Annotated in this window: 18 protein-coding genes; 17 read left to right on the top strand and 1 reads right to left on the bottom strand. The window is 55.6% G+C overall.

All coding sequences use genetic code 11. The features are described from left to right. The first annotated feature begins 89 nt into the window (after positions 1–89). Genes ASD8599_RS12240 through ASD8599_RS12210 form a run of 7 tightly spaced genes read left to right on the top strand, consistent with a single transcriptional unit; the run spans position 90 to position 7,166 of the window. The gene (locus tag ASD8599_RS12240) at positions 90–1,694 is read left to right on the top strand and encodes a carboxyl transferase domain-containing protein (protein ID WP_108828798.1); all 1,605 of its coding nucleotides are present in this window, start codon (positions 90–92) and stop codon (positions 1,692–1,694) included. A 57-nt stretch (positions 1,695–1,751) separates the two neighbouring features. Continuing rightward, positions 1,752–2,189, top strand: a complete 438-nt coding sequence (locus ASD8599_RS12235) for a WapI family immunity protein (protein ID WP_108828797.1) — start codon at positions 1,752–1,754, stop codon at positions 2,187–2,189. A gap of 57 nt (positions 2,190–2,246) precedes the next feature. Then, positions 2,247–4,193, top strand: coding sequence for an acetyl/propionyl/methylcrotonyl-CoA carboxylase subunit alpha (locus ASD8599_RS12230; RefSeq protein ID WP_108828796.1), 1,947 nt, complete (start codon positions 2,247–2,249; stop codon positions 4,191–4,193). Next, positions 4,190–4,849, top strand: a complete 660-nt coding sequence (locus ASD8599_RS12225) for a glutathione S-transferase family protein (protein WP_108828795.1) — start codon at positions 4,190–4,192, stop codon at positions 4,847–4,849. The genes ASD8599_RS12230 and ASD8599_RS12225 overlap by 4 nt, the downstream gene beginning before the upstream one ends. Further along, positions 4,846–5,517, top strand: coding sequence for a glutathione S-transferase family protein (locus ASD8599_RS12220; protein WP_108828794.1), 672 nt, complete (start codon positions 4,846–4,848; stop codon positions 5,515–5,517). The genes ASD8599_RS12225 and ASD8599_RS12220 overlap by 4 nt, the downstream gene beginning before the upstream one ends. 3 nt (positions 5,518–5,520) lie before the next feature. Then, on the top strand, positions 5,521–6,375 hold the full coding sequence (locus ASD8599_RS12215) for a hydroxymethylglutaryl-CoA lyase (RefSeq protein WP_108828793.1): 855 nt from the start codon (positions 5,521–5,523) through the stop codon (positions 6,373–6,375). An 11-nt stretch (positions 6,376–6,386) separates the two neighbouring features. After that, positions 6,387–7,166, top strand: coding sequence for a crotonase/enoyl-CoA hydratase family protein (locus ASD8599_RS12210; RefSeq protein WP_108828792.1), 780 nt, complete (start codon positions 6,387–6,389; stop codon positions 7,164–7,166). 21 nt (positions 7,167–7,187) lie between these two features. Here the strand turns inward: ASD8599_RS12210 and ASD8599_RS12205 are convergent, their stop codons facing one another. Continuing rightward, positions 7,188–7,505, bottom strand: coding sequence for a cupin domain-containing protein (locus ASD8599_RS12205; RefSeq protein ID WP_108828791.1), 318 nt, complete (start codon positions 7,503–7,505; stop codon positions 7,188–7,190). 409 nt (positions 7,506–7,914) lie between these two features. On the opposite strand from ASD8599_RS12205, the gene ASD8599_RS12195 reads away from it, so the two are divergent. The 10 genes from ASD8599_RS12195 to ASD8599_RS12155 all read left to right on the top strand — a co-directional run bounded on the left by ASD8599_RS12195 (position 7,915) and on the right by ASD8599_RS12155 (position 15,181). Beyond that, entirely contained in the window at positions 7,915–8,280 is a 366-nt protein-coding gene (locus ASD8599_RS12195; RefSeq protein ID WP_108828789.1) for an NADH-quinone oxidoreductase subunit A, read from the top strand. Beyond that, positions 8,271–8,795 carry a NuoB/complex I 20 kDa subunit family protein gene (locus ASD8599_RS12190; protein ID WP_108828788.1) on the top strand — a complete coding sequence of 175 codons (525 nt, stop codon included), beginning with the start codon at positions 8,271–8,273 and terminating at the stop codon, positions 8,793–8,795. The genes ASD8599_RS12195 and ASD8599_RS12190 overlap by 10 nt, the downstream gene beginning before the upstream one ends. An 11-nt stretch (positions 8,796–8,806) precedes the next feature. Continuing rightward, positions 8,807–9,406: an NADH-quinone oxidoreductase subunit C gene (locus tag ASD8599_RS12185; protein WP_108828787.1), complete on the top strand. Its 600-nt coding sequence runs from the start codon at positions 8,807–8,809 to the stop codon at positions 9,404–9,406. Positions 9,407–9,457: 51 nt separating this feature from the next. Beyond that, entirely contained in the window at positions 9,458–10,339 is an 882-nt protein-coding gene (locus ASD8599_RS12180) for a sulfotransferase (RefSeq protein WP_108828786.1), read from the top strand. Then, the gene (locus ASD8599_RS20290) at positions 10,339–10,512 is read left to right on the top strand and encodes a hypothetical protein (protein WP_181364478.1); all 174 of its coding nucleotides are present in this window, start codon (positions 10,339–10,341) and stop codon (positions 10,510–10,512) included. The genes ASD8599_RS12180 and ASD8599_RS20290 overlap by 1 nt, the downstream gene beginning before the upstream one ends. After that, positions 10,512–11,405 (top strand): sulfotransferase, encoded by an 894-nt coding sequence (locus tag ASD8599_RS12175; protein ID WP_108828785.1) that lies wholly within the window; start codon positions 10,512–10,514, stop codon positions 11,403–11,405. The genes ASD8599_RS20290 and ASD8599_RS12175 overlap by 1 nt, the downstream gene beginning before the upstream one ends. Next, positions 11,405–12,616, top strand: coding sequence for an NADH-quinone oxidoreductase subunit D (locus tag ASD8599_RS12170; protein ID WP_108828784.1), 1,212 nt, complete (start codon positions 11,405–11,407; stop codon positions 12,614–12,616). Before ASD8599_RS12175 ends, ASD8599_RS12170 begins: the two co-directional genes overlap by 1 nt. Before the next feature lie 82 nt (positions 12,617–12,698). After that, positions 12,699–13,853, top strand: coding sequence for an NADH-quinone oxidoreductase subunit E (locus ASD8599_RS12165; RefSeq protein ID WP_108828783.1), 1,155 nt, complete (start codon positions 12,699–12,701; stop codon positions 13,851–13,853). 32 nt (positions 13,854–13,885) lie between these two features. After that, positions 13,886–14,947, top strand: coding sequence for an NADH-quinone oxidoreductase subunit E (locus tag ASD8599_RS20430; RefSeq protein WP_245926025.1), 1,062 nt, complete (start codon positions 13,886–13,888; stop codon positions 14,945–14,947). A 15-nt stretch (positions 14,948–14,962) separates the two neighbouring features. Beyond that, positions 14,963–15,181, top strand: coding sequence for a DUF5337 domain-containing protein (locus ASD8599_RS12155; RefSeq protein WP_108828782.1), 219 nt, complete (start codon positions 14,963–14,965; stop codon positions 15,179–15,181). The last annotated feature ends 3 nt before the right edge of the window (positions 15,182–15,184 follow it).

Raw genomic sequence — 15,184 nt, 5'->3', positions numbered from 1 at the left:
CAGACCGTTCGGTTACGGCGTTTGGGATCGCGATGGCGATACGCATGCACGCGCTGAACCGCAACACGGGTTGGATTAAGGATTAGGTTATGAAGCTCAAATCACAGATATTGACGTCCTCAGAAGCGTTTAAAGTGAACGTGACCGCCCACAAAGCTGCGTTGGGCCAGATCACGGAGGCCGCACAAGCCGCAGCCTTTGGGGGCGGTGAACGGTCTCGTGACCGTCATGTGTCGCGCGGGAAAATGTTGCCACGCGAACGTGTGGCGAACTTGCTTGATCCGGGGTCTCCGTTCTTGGAGGTCGGAGCGACGGCGGCCCATGGCATGTATGACGGGGCAGCCCCTTGCGCTGGCGTGGTTGCGGGCATTGGTCGGGTGCAGGGCCACGAGGTGATGGTGGTGTGCAACGACGCCACTGTGAAGGGTGGCACATACTACCCGATGACCGTGAAAAAGCACCTGCGCGCCCAAGAGATCGCGGAACAGAACCACTTGCCATGCATCTATCTGGTCGACAGCGGTGGCGCGAACCTGCCCAATCAGGATGAGGTTTTCCCTGACCGTGACCACTTTGGGCGCATTTTCTTTAATCAGGCGCAAATGAGCGCAAAAGGCATTCCGCAAATTGCTGTTGTGATGGGGTCTTGCACCGCGGGCGGTGCCTATGTGCCTGCTATGTCGGATGTGACAATTATCGTAAAAGAACAGGGCACAATTTTTCTGGCTGGCCCGCCGTTGGTAAAGGCCGCGACAGGTGAAGTTGTATCCGCCGAAGATTTGGGCGGCGGTGATGTGCACACGCGTTTGTCGGGGGTCGCGGACTATCTGGCCGAAGATGACACTCACGCCTTGGCACTGGCCCGTCGTGCTGTGGCGCAATTGAACCGTACAAAACCCACAACAGTGCAATGGCAAGAGGCAGAAGAACCTGCATATGACACTGCCGAATTGCTGGGGGTTGTGCCCGCAGACACCCGCCAGCCCTATGACATCCGCGAAGTTATCATGCGTGTTGTGGACGGATCGCGGTTTGACGAATTCAAACCGCGTTTCGGCGAGACTTTGGTGACGGGGTTTGCCCATTTGAAAGGCTGTCCCATTGGCATCATCGCCAACAATGGCGTGTTGTTCTCTGAAGCGGCCCAAAAGGGCGCACACTTTGTCGAGCTGTGTTCACAGCGAAAAATCCCTTTGGTCTTTTTGCAAAACATCACCGGCTTTATGGTGGGGCGCAAATACGAAAACGAAGGCATCGCGCGACACGGTGCCAAGATGGTCACGGCTGTGGCCACGACGTCTGTGCCCAAAATCACGCTTGTGGTGGGCGGATCCTTCGGGGCGGGGAATTACGGCATGGCAGGGCGTGCCTACAGCCCTCGTTTCATGTGGTCATGGCCAAATTCGCGGATCGGTGTGATGGGCGGTCAACAGGCCGCCGGTGTTCTGGCCACCGTCAAGCGCGACGGGATGGAGCGCAAAGGCGAAACATGGTCCGCCGAGGAAGAAGCCGCCTTTAAGCAGCCCACAATTGATATGTTCGAAGAACAATCGCATCCGCTTTATGCGTCGGCCCGCCTTTGGGATGATGGTGTGGTTGATCCGCGCAAAACACGCGACGTGCTGTTTCTAAGCCTGTCCGCAGCCCTGAACGCCCCGATCGAGGACACACGCTTTGGCGTGTTCCGGATGTGATGTTGCGTATGCGACTGCTTTGCGCCGGAACGCTTCATGTTTTAAAGGATGCCACATATGACTGATTTTAATCTGGGTCCCTTGTGCCTGACTGTGAAACGCTATGCACATGACGACGCAAAAGACTTCGAGAAAGCCAATTGGCTGCATATCGGCGTCAAATGCCCGACCGATGACGGCGATGTGTCTTTTGCGTCTTCCTGTCTTATGACCACCGACATTTTCGATTTCATGGATGAAACCGACGCTTTGCTGGCCGGTGAAGGTTTTCAGGCATATCTTGTCAGCCTTGAGCCCCAAGTTGACGTGCAAATTCAACGTGGCGACGGGCCGGACAGCTTCACGTTGGACATTGAACTCACACCAAACGCGCAGGACGATGAGGATACCTATGCAGTGTCCACGACCCTGTCGCGTGGCGATATGCAAGATGTGGCGGCACAGGCCAAGCGGATCATTGAAGCGTTTCCAGTGCGCTCTCTCAAAGCATCTTGAAACGGACACTATACGCCATGCCGCAGGCGTGGGGCTTTCACGCCAAGGAGAACCGGAATGTTTAACAAAATTCTCATAGCCAATCGGGGCGAGATCGCGTGCCGCGTTATGGAAACCGCCCAATCCATGGGCGTGGCTTGCGTTGCTGTTTATTCGGAAGCGGATGCGGCGTCCAAACATGTGCAAATGGCCGATGTCGCGGTCCATATCGGGGGCAACGCGCCCGCCCAAAGCTACTTGCGCGGCGATGTCATTATTCAGGCCGCCTTGGACACGGGCGCTCAGGCTATTCACCCCGGCTATGGGTTTTTATCCGAGAACCCTGATTTCGTGGATGCGGTCGAAGCCGCTGGCTTGACGTTTATCGGGCCGTCGGCGGATGCCATTCGTGCAATGGGGCTGAAAGATGCCGCCAAGGCCTTGATGGTAGAGGCAGGCGTGCCAGTTGTTCCGGGGTATCACGGTGCCGATCAGGATGATGCGCTTTTGGCGTCTGAAGCCGATAAAATCGGGTATCCTGTCTTGATCAAAGCGGTTGCAGGTGGCGGGGGCAAAGGTATGCGTTTGGTCGATGCGCCGTCCGCATTTGCCGACGCCCTGCAATCGGCCCGATCAGAGGCATCTACAGCTTTTGGCAATTCCGATGTTCTGGTTGAGAAATTTGTCTCGAAACCCCGCCACATCGAAGTGCAGGTGTTTGGGGATGGCACTCAGGCTGTGCATTTGTTTGAACGCGACTGTTCTTTGCAGCGTCGCCACCAAAAGGTCATTGAAGAAGCCCCCGCACCCGACATGACCGAACAGATGCGCGACGCTATGGGTCAGGCGGCCACCCGCGCCGCAGAAGCGATCGGGTACAAAGGTGCGGGTACCGTGGAATTTATCGTGGACGGGTCCGATGGTCTCAAAGCTGACGGATTCTTTTTCATGGAAATGAACACGCGCCTGCAGGTGGAACACCCTGTTACAGAAGCCATCACCGGGGTTGATCTGGTGGAATGGCAATTGCGGGTGGCGTCAGGTGAAGCATTGCCCAAGACCCAAAGCGAGCTGACCATTCACGGCCACGCCTTCGAGGCGCGATTGTACGCCGAAGACGTGCCCGCAGGCTTTTTGCCCGCCACGGGTACATTGACCCATCTGCAATTTCCCGCCACCGCCCGCGCTGACAGCGGCGTGCGCAGCGGCGACACCATCAGCCCGTTCTATGACCCGATGATTGCCAAGGTGATCGTGCATGGCCCAACGCGCAGCGTCGCCCTTGCACGCTTGTCCGCAGCCTTGAACGCCACACAAGTGGGCGGCACTGTGACGAACTTGAGCTTTCTGGGGGCGTTGGCCGCCCACGACGGGTTCGCCGCTGGCGATGTAGACACAGGGTTGATTGCGCGTGATCTCGATGCGTTGACAGCTGTAGCACCTGTCACGCCATCCCATTGGGCATGTGCGGGCATGTGCGCGTTGGGGCTGGGGGGCACACACACTGAGACAGGCTTCGCCCTTTGGGACCCTTTGCGCCAGTCCGTAGACATCGGCCATGGCGATGCGATCCTGCGTTTGCAGGTCGAAGTGACGTCGCCGCGGTCGCAAATCTGGCACATCGACGGCACACGCGTAGAGGCTACGCATGTCGGCGGACGTTGGATGCTTGACGGACAACCGGCACCAAAGGCCGTTCTGGCGCAGGGTGTCGTGACCGTGTTTGCCGATTATGGCATACCTTTTGATGTGATCGATCCACTGAACCGCGATGCCGGTGCGGTGGGGGATGGCAACCTTGTGGTGGCACCCATGCCGGGGCTGGTGAAACTGGTGGCGGCCAAACCTGGACAGTCTGTTCAGGCAGGCGACCGTCTGGCGGTGTTGGAAGCGATGAAAATGGAACACAGTCTTTTGGCGGCGCGTGATGGTGTGGTCGCTGAAGTTTTGGCGGCAGAAGGCGATCAGGTCGAAGCGGGGGCCCCTTTGGTACGCTTGGAGGCCGATACAGAGACGCAGGCGTGAATGATCTTACGTTGATAGGATATGAGCCAAGCGTATACACCCGCAGTGTGCGCATGGCGCTGCACGCAAAATCGGTGCCCTACACCTTCACGCAAGTGGACCCGTTTCAGGAAGACGGGCAGGCGGCGTTGGTGGGGGTGCATCCATTCGGGCGGGTGCCGGTGTTGATCCACCAAGACATCCGTATTTACGAGACAACAGCCATTCTGGAGTATCTCGACACGCAATTTACCAGCGTTCCATTGATGCCACAGGCTGGATTGCCGCGTGCCCGTGTCACGCAGGTGCAAAGCATCGCCGACAACTATGTGTACAGCAATCTGGTGCGTGGTGTGTTTTCAAACGGTGTGTTTCTGCCGCACCTTGGCTTGGACGCAAATCTTTCTGCATTAAACGCAGGGCTGGCGGCGGCCCCCCGCGTGCTGGATGCGTTGGAAGAGATTGCCCAAGAAGGCCACGCGCTGACAGGCCACGGTGTGACCCTTGCAGAGTGCCATCTTGGGCCAATGATTGCATATTTCTCCATGTACGCCGAAGCCCGCGATATGGTGCAGTCGCGCCCCGGTCTGGCGCGGTGGTGCGCGGCGTTGACGACAATGGATGCCTTTCTAAGCACCCGCCCGGACATTGTTCATCAGATAGAGAAAGTCATATGATTACATTGCATCACGTTCCTCAGTCGCGGTCCATGCGATCGCTTTGGTTGCTGCATGAACTTGAGATCGATTTTCAGGTGATCGTGCATCCGTTCGACCGGTCTTTGCGTGATCCTGCGTTTTTAAGCTTGTCGCCGGCGGGACGTGTGCCAGCCCTTGAGATTGAAGGCGAACGCATGTTCGAGACAGGCGCCATTACGCAATACCTGTGTGAACGCTTCAGTCCCGACCGGTTCGGGCGTCGCGTCGATGATCCCGACCGCATGGCGTGGCTGGTGTGGTTGCACTTTGCAGAAACCATCAGCCAGCATGCCGCTGCATTGACGCAACAGCATGTGGCGCTGCGCGAAGACCATATGCGCAGCCCCATTGTCATGAAGCTGGAAGCCAGCCGGATTTCGAAATGTTATGATGCGCTTGAGGCACGATTGAGCACGCCCATCGAAAACCGCGACTACTTGCTGACGTCCGGTTTTTCCGCGGCCGATATTTCTGTCGGCCAAGCCGTTTACATGGCCCGTCACTTTGCAACGCTGGACGCGCACCCGGAAACTGCCGCATGGTATGAACGTATCACCGCGCGGCCTGCGTTTCAGGCCAGTTTGCCCAGAGACGGCGAAAAGCTGTTTGAACAAAGCTTTTTTGCCCCTTGGCCTTTGGAAGGATAATCTATGTCGCTTGGATCCGTTGAGATTTTTGAAGTTGGCCCCCGCGATGGGTTGCAAAACGAAGCAGCAGAAATTGCAGTGGCCGATAAAGTGGCACTGGTCGATTGCCTAAGCGGTGCAGGTTTCAAACGCATTGAATGTGCCAGTTTTGTAAGCCCAAAATGGGTGCCGCAAATGGCGGGCAGCGCGGATGTGCTGGCGGGGATCACCCGCGTGCCTGGCGTGCGTTATGCGGCGTTGACCCCGAATATGCGCGGCTTTGAAGATGCCCAAGTTGCCAAAGCCGACGAGATTGCGGTGTTCGGGTCAGCCTCAGAGGGGTTTTCCAAGGCCAATATCAATGCGTCCATTGACGAGTCTCTGGACCGGTTTGCTCCGGTGATCGAAGCAGCCCGTATGATTGACCTGCCGGTGCGCGGATATGTGTCTTGCGTTGTTGAGTGTCCCTATGATGGCGCGGTTGATCCTGCGGCGGTGGCCCGTGTCGCGGACCGTTTGTTTGCGATGGGCTGTTATGAGGTGTCGTTGGGCGACACAATCGGGGGGGGAACACCAGATAGCATCGCCCGTATGTTGATGGCTGTGCGCGATGTGGTGCCTGTGGGCCGTTTGGCTGGCCACTATCACGATACTGGCGGTCGTGCGATCGACAACATCGATGCGTCTTTGGCGCTGGGCGTGCGGGTGTTTGATGCGGCTGTGGCTGGGCTTGGGGGCTGCCCTTATGCACCGGGTGCCTCTGGCAACGTGGCCACAGAAGCCGTGGCCGCGCATCTGGAGCGGCTGGGGTACGAGACAGGGCTGGATATGGATGTGATTGCCAAAGCGGCCGATATGGCACGTGCGATGAGAGGGTAACGGAAAAACCAATGGACACAATTTCAATCGACGTTGACGCCCGCGGCGTCGCCACCATGACGCTGGACCGCGCCGACAAACACAACGCCATGAGCGCACAGATGCTGGCGGAATTGACGCAAGCTGCCCACGATCTGGGATCGGATGATGCGGTGCGGGTTGTTGTGCTGACGGGGGCGGGCAAAAGTTTTTGCGCGGGTGGTGATCTGGGCTGGATGCGCGAACAGATGGCCGCAGACGCCGAAACGCGCGGGCGCGAAGCCGCGAAGCTGGCCCATATGCTGCAGGCCCTGAACACGATGCCAAAACCTTTGATTGGCGCTTTGCAGGGCAATGCATTTGGGGGTGGCGTCGGCATGGCGTCGGTCTGTGATGTGGCCATTGGGGTGGATCATCTGAAGATGGGACTGACCGAAACACGGTTGGGCATTATCCCTGCCACGATTGGCCCATATGTGATTGCACGCATGGGCGAAGGACGTGCGCGGCGCGTCTTTATGTCATCGCGTCTGTTTGGCGCGGCTGAGGCTGTGGAATTGGGGCTTTTGGCGCGCGCTGTGCCTGCAGAGACGTTGACAGAGGCCGTTGAGGCGGAAGTTGTGCCTTACCTGAGTTGTGCCCCCGGTGCTGTGGCGGCCGCGAAAGCCTTGGCGCGGGATTTGGGGCCGCGCATCGACAATGACACAATCGCCATGACCATCAACGCATTGAAATCACGTTGGGAAACCGATGAAGCGGCCGAAGGCATCGGTGCGTTCTTCGATAAGCGTAAAGCGGCGTGGATGGGCTAAGGCCTTTGTCTGGTTCGTAAATTACGGCTTTGGCTGTTCCAGAAATTCGATTTCGACGAAGGCGCATTCAAAGTCGTTTGCGCTTATCACGTCGTGGGCGACGCCAAGTTCACGGAAGTAGGGAACACCGGTCTTCATATCGGCCAATGTACGCGAGCCGTCTTCGCCCAGGATTTCCAACTGCCCGTCAAACAGTGGCACCACCACGTAGTCATAGGCATGGCGGTGCCAGCCTGTGTTGTCGCCGCGCTTTGGGAAGCGCCATTCGGTGACACGCGTGCGATCGTTTTCTATATAGGCATGGGCCAGGGCGGTGCCTTGGGTCGGTGCATCACACATTTTTGAGTCCTTTTGAAAACAGTCCGAGCGATGGAATGACACGAGAATCAACCGTGCGCAGGATTTTGTAAAGGTATCAGAATCAGGACAGCCTTTGGCGGGTTTTATGCTGTGTGAATGTGCACAAAAGAACACAAACCAAAAACATAGGGACCACAGTGTGGCTTAAAGTACAGGCTTCGGGCAGGCGCCTGCCATTGGGGGTGTCGTGAAATCTTGCGGGGTTTAACCGGATTTGAACTTATAGGCCGTTAGGGGATGTGGAAGACAGCCAACCACGCGATCAGGCAAGGCGAAAACCTTGTCCGGTTGGTTGACCCCGGACAGGCGTGGGGGTACACCCAACACCGTCAACGTCGCCACTTGACTGCACGGCTCAAAATGCGCTGTGCAAGACAAAGGAGCCAACATGGAAGAGATGCTGCGGGAGTACCTCCCCATTCTCGTTTTTCTGGCCGTCGCCATCGGTCTCGGTCTTGCCCTCATTTTAGCCGCTGTCGTGGTTGCCGTGCGCAACCCGGACCCCGAAAAGGTGTCGGCGTATGAATGTGGGTTCAATGCATTTGATGATGCGCGCATGAAGTTTGATGTTCGGTTCTATCTGGTGTCGATCTTGTTCATTATTTTCGATCTTGAAATTGCCTTCCTGTTCCCTTGGGCTGTGGCCTTCAAGGACGTCAGCATGGTGGGTTTTTGGTCTATGATGGTGTTCTTGGCCGTGCTGACTGCCGGGTTTGCCTATGAATGGAAAAAAGGGGCGCTGGAATGGCAGTAACCGCCACAGGAGGGGCCGACCGCGAGGTCGCCACCCAGTCTTTGAACGCTGAGCTGCAAGACAAGGGCTTTTTGCTGACCTCTACGGAGGATTTGATCAACTGGGCGCGTACAGGGTCATTGCACTGGATGACATTTGGTCTGGCCTGCTGCGCGGTTGAGATGATGCACACCTCTATGCCGCGCTATGACCTGGAACGGTTTGGGACAGCGCCGCGTGCGTCCCCGCGCCAGTCCGACCTGATGATCGTGGCGGGCACGCTGACCAACAAAATGGCTCCTGCTTTGCGCAAGGTGTATGACCAGATGCCGGAACCGCGGTATGTGATTTCCATGGGGTCTTGCGCCAATGGGGGCGGGTATTACCATTACAGCTACTCTGTTGTGCGTGGCTGTGACCGTATTGTACCCGTGGATGTTTATGTTCCGGGCTGCCCACCCACAGCCGAAGCATTGCTTTATGGCATCATGCAACTGCAACGCAAAATGCGCCGCACCGGCACAATCGTTCGTTAAGGACCTGAATCATGTCTGAAGCATTAAAAGAACTCGGCGCGTATATCGAAGCCAAGCGGGCAGATTGTGTCTTGTCGTGGGACATCAGCCGCGATGAGCTGAATGTCGATGTGGCCCCAACCAACATCGCGGGCCTTGTGGACTTTCTGAAAACCGATGCCACCTGCAAGTTTTCGACTTTGGTTGATATCACGGCCGTAGACTACACAGGCCGCGCAAAGCGGTTTGATGTCGTTTATCACTTTTTGTCGATGTATCAGAACCACCGCATCCGTTTGCGTGTGTCGATCCGCGAAGACCAGATGGTGCCGTCGCTGTGTGATGTGCACCCTTCGGCCAATTGGTTCGAGCGCGAAATCTTCGACATGTTTGGCATTCTCTTTTCCGGCCACCCGGATTTGCGTCGCATCCTGACCGACTACGGCTTTCGGGGCTATCCGCTGCGCAAGGATTTCCCAACCACGGGGTATACCGAAGTGCGCTACGACGAAGTTGAAAAGCGCGTGGTTTATGAACCTGTCAGCCTTGTTCAGGAATACCGCCAATTCGACTTCATGAGCCCATGGGAAGGCGCGGAATACATCCTGCCCGGCGACGAGAAGACGGACTAACAGCATGGTTGGCGCGCATCTTTTCACACTGAGTACCCCCCGAGGTACACTATGACAGACAAAACGGTTGTCATAGGTATTGGTGCGCAAAAAGGTGGCACGTCATGGCTGCACTATTTTTTGAAACACCATCCACAATGTGCGATGTCGTCCATCAAAGAACTGCATTATTTCGACTGTGTTGAAATGAAGCGTCAGGCGTTTATGGCGGATACTGTAAAAACCCGTCGGGCTGCGATCTTTGGCGATCCCGACCGCACGGCTGAAATCGTGGCCCCGATGTCTTATGAGGCTGCGCTGGAACGGTTTGAGAAGTGGTCCGATTTGATGACACACGAAGCCATCGATAAAGACGCATATCTTGAATATTTGTTGTGGGGCAGTGATGGGGCGTCGGTTGTTGGTGAAGTAACACCAGCCTATGCAATGCTAAGCGCTGACAGTTTGCGTGAAATGCACAGCGTTGCAGCAAACACAAAGCTGATCTTCCTGATGCGCGATCCGGTTTCACGGCTGTGGTCGAACCTACGTATGCGGGCGAAAAAGCGGGCGCAGACATCCGAAGACATGCTGGCGCACACATTAGCCGATTTTGCCAAAATACAAGCCGGTGGGATCAAAGGGGTCGCCTGGCGTTCGGACTACCGAATGACGCTGGACAATTTGAAAGCGACTTTGCCTGCGCAAGATGTGCATGTTGATTTCTTTGAAACCCTGTTTGACGGCGGTGCGTCGCGGATTTGCAAGTTTCTTGGGATTGATGACTTCGAAGCCCCGGTCGAGACGAATGTAAATGAGGGCATAAAAATCGATTTGCCGCAAGAATTGGGGCGCCAGATGTTTCTGTGGCTTAAGCCGCAATATACGTATGTGCGTGACATTTTTGAACAATTGCCCGCCAAATGGACGCAAAGCATGGAGGTCTACGCCTGATGGATACCTTGTTTTGGTTGGCCGTCGCGGCCGCTACAATCATTCCAATGCTGAAATTGCTGCCATTTTTTGGCATCAATAAACTGTGGGCCTTTGCCTGCTTGTTGCCCATCGGCACAGTCGTGTTGTTGTGGGTTATCGCGATGAAGCAACAAGAGCTGGAGAAGCGTTAATGGCGGCTCCGATGTTTCTTTTCGGGATAGGGGCCGCGAAGGCGGGCACCACGTGGCTGGCGCAAGCCCTGCGTGCGCATCCGCAAGCGGCAATGCCCCCGTTCAAGGAAACGCATTATTTCGACAGCCTTGAACACGACAGCGCACTTTGGTCCATGGACCAGTTGATCGGTGTGCGCCAAGGGGTGCGTGTTGATTTGGCGCAAGCCAAGACCCGAAAAATCCGCGATCGGCTGACATTTCGTGTCAAGGAAATGGACCGTTGGATGGGTTTGGTCGGTGCGAAGGTTGAAAACGACAAGCGGTACGAAGCCCTGATGCATCGCCGCGCGAACGATGAAACGCGAGTATGCGCCGACATCACGCCGGCTTATGCGTTGTTGTCTGAAAAAACATACAAGCGTATGGCCGCTTTGAATGGCGGAAAAACACGCTTTGTGATGATATTACGTGATCCGGTAGACCGCCTGTGGTCTAACCTTTCGATGACGGCGCAACGACGGGCGAAACGCGGGCGTCCATTGGACGACGTGCAAAACGAATTGTTGCGTGGTATCACGGATGGATCGAACTCTGCGGAAATGGCGCGGTCTGACTATGCATCGACCTTGGCGCGGCTGACCAAAGCTGTTCCGAAATCCAAGTTAAAAGTATTGTTTTTTGAACAGTTGTTTGAAAAAGACACTTTGGAAGATTTGTCCGAGTTTCTGGGCTTCGACGATGTTTTGACGGGTCCGTCAGAACCTGCGAACGCCGGGGCGGGGCAGGCGATGGATGCAAACACACACACGCTCTTGGCGGATGCCATGCAGCCTCAATATGATTTTGTCATGTCCAGGTTCGATGCGGTTCCCCCGCGTTGGCAGGACAATATGAAGGGACCAGTGCAGTGATGGACGGCTCGAAATTTGACGACGCCTTGACGGGCGAACAAAAAATCCGGAATTTCAACATCAACTTCGGGCCTCAACACCCGGCGGCACACGGTGTTTTGCGCTTGGTGCTTGAGTTGGACGGCGAAGTAGTGGAACGGTGCGATCCGCACATCGGTTTGTTGCACCGTGGCACTGAAAAGCTGATGGAATCGCGCACCTATCTGCAAAACCTGCCCTATTTCGACCGCCTCGATTACGTGGCGCCGATGAACCAGGAACACGCATGGTGTTTGGCGATCGAGAAGTTGACTGGCGTTGAAGTGCCGCGTCGCGCGTCGCTGATCCGTGTATTGTACTGCGAAATTGGTCGTGTTTTGAACCACTTGCTGAACGTGACGACACAGGCTTTGGATGTGGGGGCTTTGACGCCGCCGCTGTGGGGCTTTGAAGAGCGCGAAAAGCTGATGATTTTCTACGAACGTGCCTGCGGTGCACGTTTGCACGCAGCCTACTTCCGTCCCGGTGGTGTGCATCAGGATTTGCCTGATGATTTGCTCGATGACATCGAACAATGGGCGCATGAATTCCCCAATATGCTAAACGATATTGACGGGCTACTGACCGAAAACCGTATCTTCAAACAGCGCAACTGCGATATTGGCGTTGTTACTGAGGAAGACATCCTGAACTACGGGTTTTCCGGTGTGATGGTACGCGGCTCTGGGATGGCATGGGATTTGCGCCGTGCGCAGCCCTACGAATGCTACGATGAATTTGATTTCCAAATCCCGGTTGGAAAAAACGGCGACTGCTATGACCGTTACCTGTGCCGCATGGAAGAGATGCGTCAATCCGTGTCGATCATCAAACAGGCTATTGGCAAATTGCGCGAAGCCACAGGTGATGTTCTGGCACGGGGCAAGATAACGCCACCGTCGCGTTCAGACATGAAAACCTCCATGGAAAGCCTGATCCACCACTTCAAGCTTTACACAGAAGGGTTCCATGTGCCCGAAGGCGAGGTTTACGTGGCCGTTGAGGCGCCGAAAGGTGAATTTGGCGTCTATCTTGTGGCTGATGGCTCGAACAAGCCGTACCGCTGCAAAATCCGCGCACCCGGGTTCCTGCATTTGCAGGCTATGGATCACATCAGCAAAGGGCACCAACTGGCTGATGTTGCTGCAATTATTGGTACCATGGATGTCGTATTCGGGGAAATCGACCGATAATGCAACGGATCCAATTTCATCTCGCTCAAAAAACCTCCGCCGGAGGCTCCTGCAGTCTCCGCACGCATCAAGGTAAAATCTAATGCTCCGCCGCTTGCACAAAGACCAACCAGACAGTTTCGCTTTTACCCCAGCCAACCAGGCATGGGCTGAAGCGCAGATTACCAAATATCCCGAAGGACGCCAGGCTTCGGCGATCATCCCTTTGTTGTGGCGTGCACAAGAGCAGGAAGGCTGGCTGACACGGCCGGCCATTGAGCACATCTCGGATATGCTTGGCTTGGCTTATATCCGTGGTCTCGAAGTCGCGTCTTTTTACTTTATGTTCCAATTGCAACCTGTTGGAACAGTGGCACATATTCAGGTTTGTGGCACCACGTCCTGTATGATCTGCGGCGCCGAGGATCTGATCGGTGTTTGCAAAGAAAAGATCGCCGCCAAACCGCACGAGATTTCACAAGATGGCAAGTTCTCGTGGGAAGAAGTGGAATGTCTTGGGTCCTGTTCAAACGCACCAATGGCGCAGATCGGCAAAGACTATTACGAGGATCTGACAACGGCCCGCTTCACAGAAATTCTGGAGGAACTGGCCGACGGTAAAGTGCCCACGCCGGGGCCGCAAAATGGCCGCTATGCGTCCGAGCCTTTGTCGGGCATAACAAGCTTGAAAGACTTCGACAGCGGCAAAACTCAGTACAATGCGTCCGTTCAACTTGCGACGGATATTGGTGACACGGTTAAGCGGATTGACGGCACAGAAGTGCCTTTGGTTGCACCGTGGCTGGGCAAGGCCGCCAATACTTCAACGACGCCGAAAGCCAAAGTGGCGAAAACGCCAGCAGTTTCCAAGGCGCCTGCGTCTCAAAAGAAATCCATCGCAAAACCCAAACCATCTGAACCTGCAGCCGCGCCGGCAGACCCGGATCTTGCCGCGTCCGGACCTGGTAAAAAGCCCCGAACCATGAGTGCTCCGCGCAAAGCCGGTGCTGATGATTTGAAGCTGATCAAAGGCATTGGACCAAAACTTGAGGCTTTGGTGAACTCTTTAGGGTTTTTCCACTACGACCAGATTTCCAAATGGACGTCGGAAGAAGTGTCTTGGGTTGATCAGAACCTTGCCGGTTTCAAAGGTCGCGTGACCCGTGACACTTGGGTGGATCAGGCCCGCGCCCTGGCGGCAGGCGAAGAAACAGAATTTTCCCAACGTGCAAAAAAAGACGGTATCTATAAAAAATAATACGAACATAAAAAGACGGGAGAGGGACGACTATGGATAACAATCAAGGAAGTATGGGCTGCGCCTTAGGGTGTTGGTTGGTTGCTGCTTTGGGCGGCTTGCTGGCATTGATTTTGCTGATGTTTATCGGCGGATGGACCTTTATGCAGGCAGCCTTCATCGGTGCTGTCATATTCATTGTTGCGGGTTTGCTTCTTAGTTTGGTGATGTGCAAACCGCTCCCCGCACCGGGTGCACAGTCCGAAGCCGAAACGCCTTTGGCCCGCGCTCAGGCACAAAATGCTGCGAACACTGTAGCATCTGCCCCAACCACCGCATCGCAAAGCGCTGCTACATCGCCTGTAGCCGCAGCACCTGCCGCAGATGCAGCTACGTCTGACACCGAAACAGCATCAGACACGTCTGTCGCTAATACGGCGCCTGCTGCGGTTGCAGCGGCAGCAACCGCCAGCACAGCCGCAGTAATAAAACCGTCTGCAGAGCTGAAAGGCACAAAGGAACTTGCAGAACGCAAGGGCACTTACAAATACGAAAAGCCGGTGGAAGACGCGCCCAAGGCCAAAGCTCCGGCCAAGAAAGCGGCTGCGAAAAAGCCGGCGGCGAAAAAGGCAGATGCAAAACCGGCTGAGACAAAGGCCGCTGAGACAAAGGCTGCTGCGAAAAAACAAGCACCTGCCAAAAAAGCGCCTGCCAAAAAGGCAACCACTGCAAAAGCCACCGCGGACAAAGCGCCGGCCAAGAAATCGGCAGCTGCAAAACCTGCAAGCGCTGCAAAACCTGCGGCGGCCAAACGTGCGCCGGTTGCAGCGGACGGCAAGCCTGAAACCCTGACCGCCGCACGAGGCGGCGCGGCCGATGATCTCAAACAGATCAAAGGTGTGGGGCCGGGCCTTGAAAAGACATTAAACGAACTTGGCTTTTACCACTTCGATCAAGTCGCCGGTTGGCGCAAAAAAGAAATCGAATGGGTCGACAGCCGCTTAAAGTTCAAAGGCCGCATCGAGCGGGACGAGTGGACCAAACAAGCCAAAGTTTTGGCAAAAGGCGGGACGACCGACTTCTCGAACAAGGTTAAGAAAGGTGGCGTTTACTAAACGCTAAACAAAACTGTGCAAAGCCAAGACACAACCACAAAAGCAGGACAGCGTGTTGCGCTGGTAATTGCCGGATTGGGCATATTTTGGCTTTGCGCGAATTTGGCAGGTTCCTATTTCGGCTGGTCCAACCGGACCCGTGCCTTGATGGACTTAGCCACGCTCGCCGGTTTCGGCGCAGCACTTTGGATCGTTTTTAAAATCTGGCGACAGCGCCAGACAGACAAGGGTTAGCGT

This window comes from Ascidiaceihabitans donghaensis, assembly GCF_900302465.1.
GTDB lineage: Bacteria > Pseudomonadota > Alphaproteobacteria > Rhodobacterales > Rhodobacteraceae > Ascidiaceihabitans > Ascidiaceihabitans donghaensis.
This window is presented reverse-complemented; position numbering and strand designations above follow the sequence as displayed.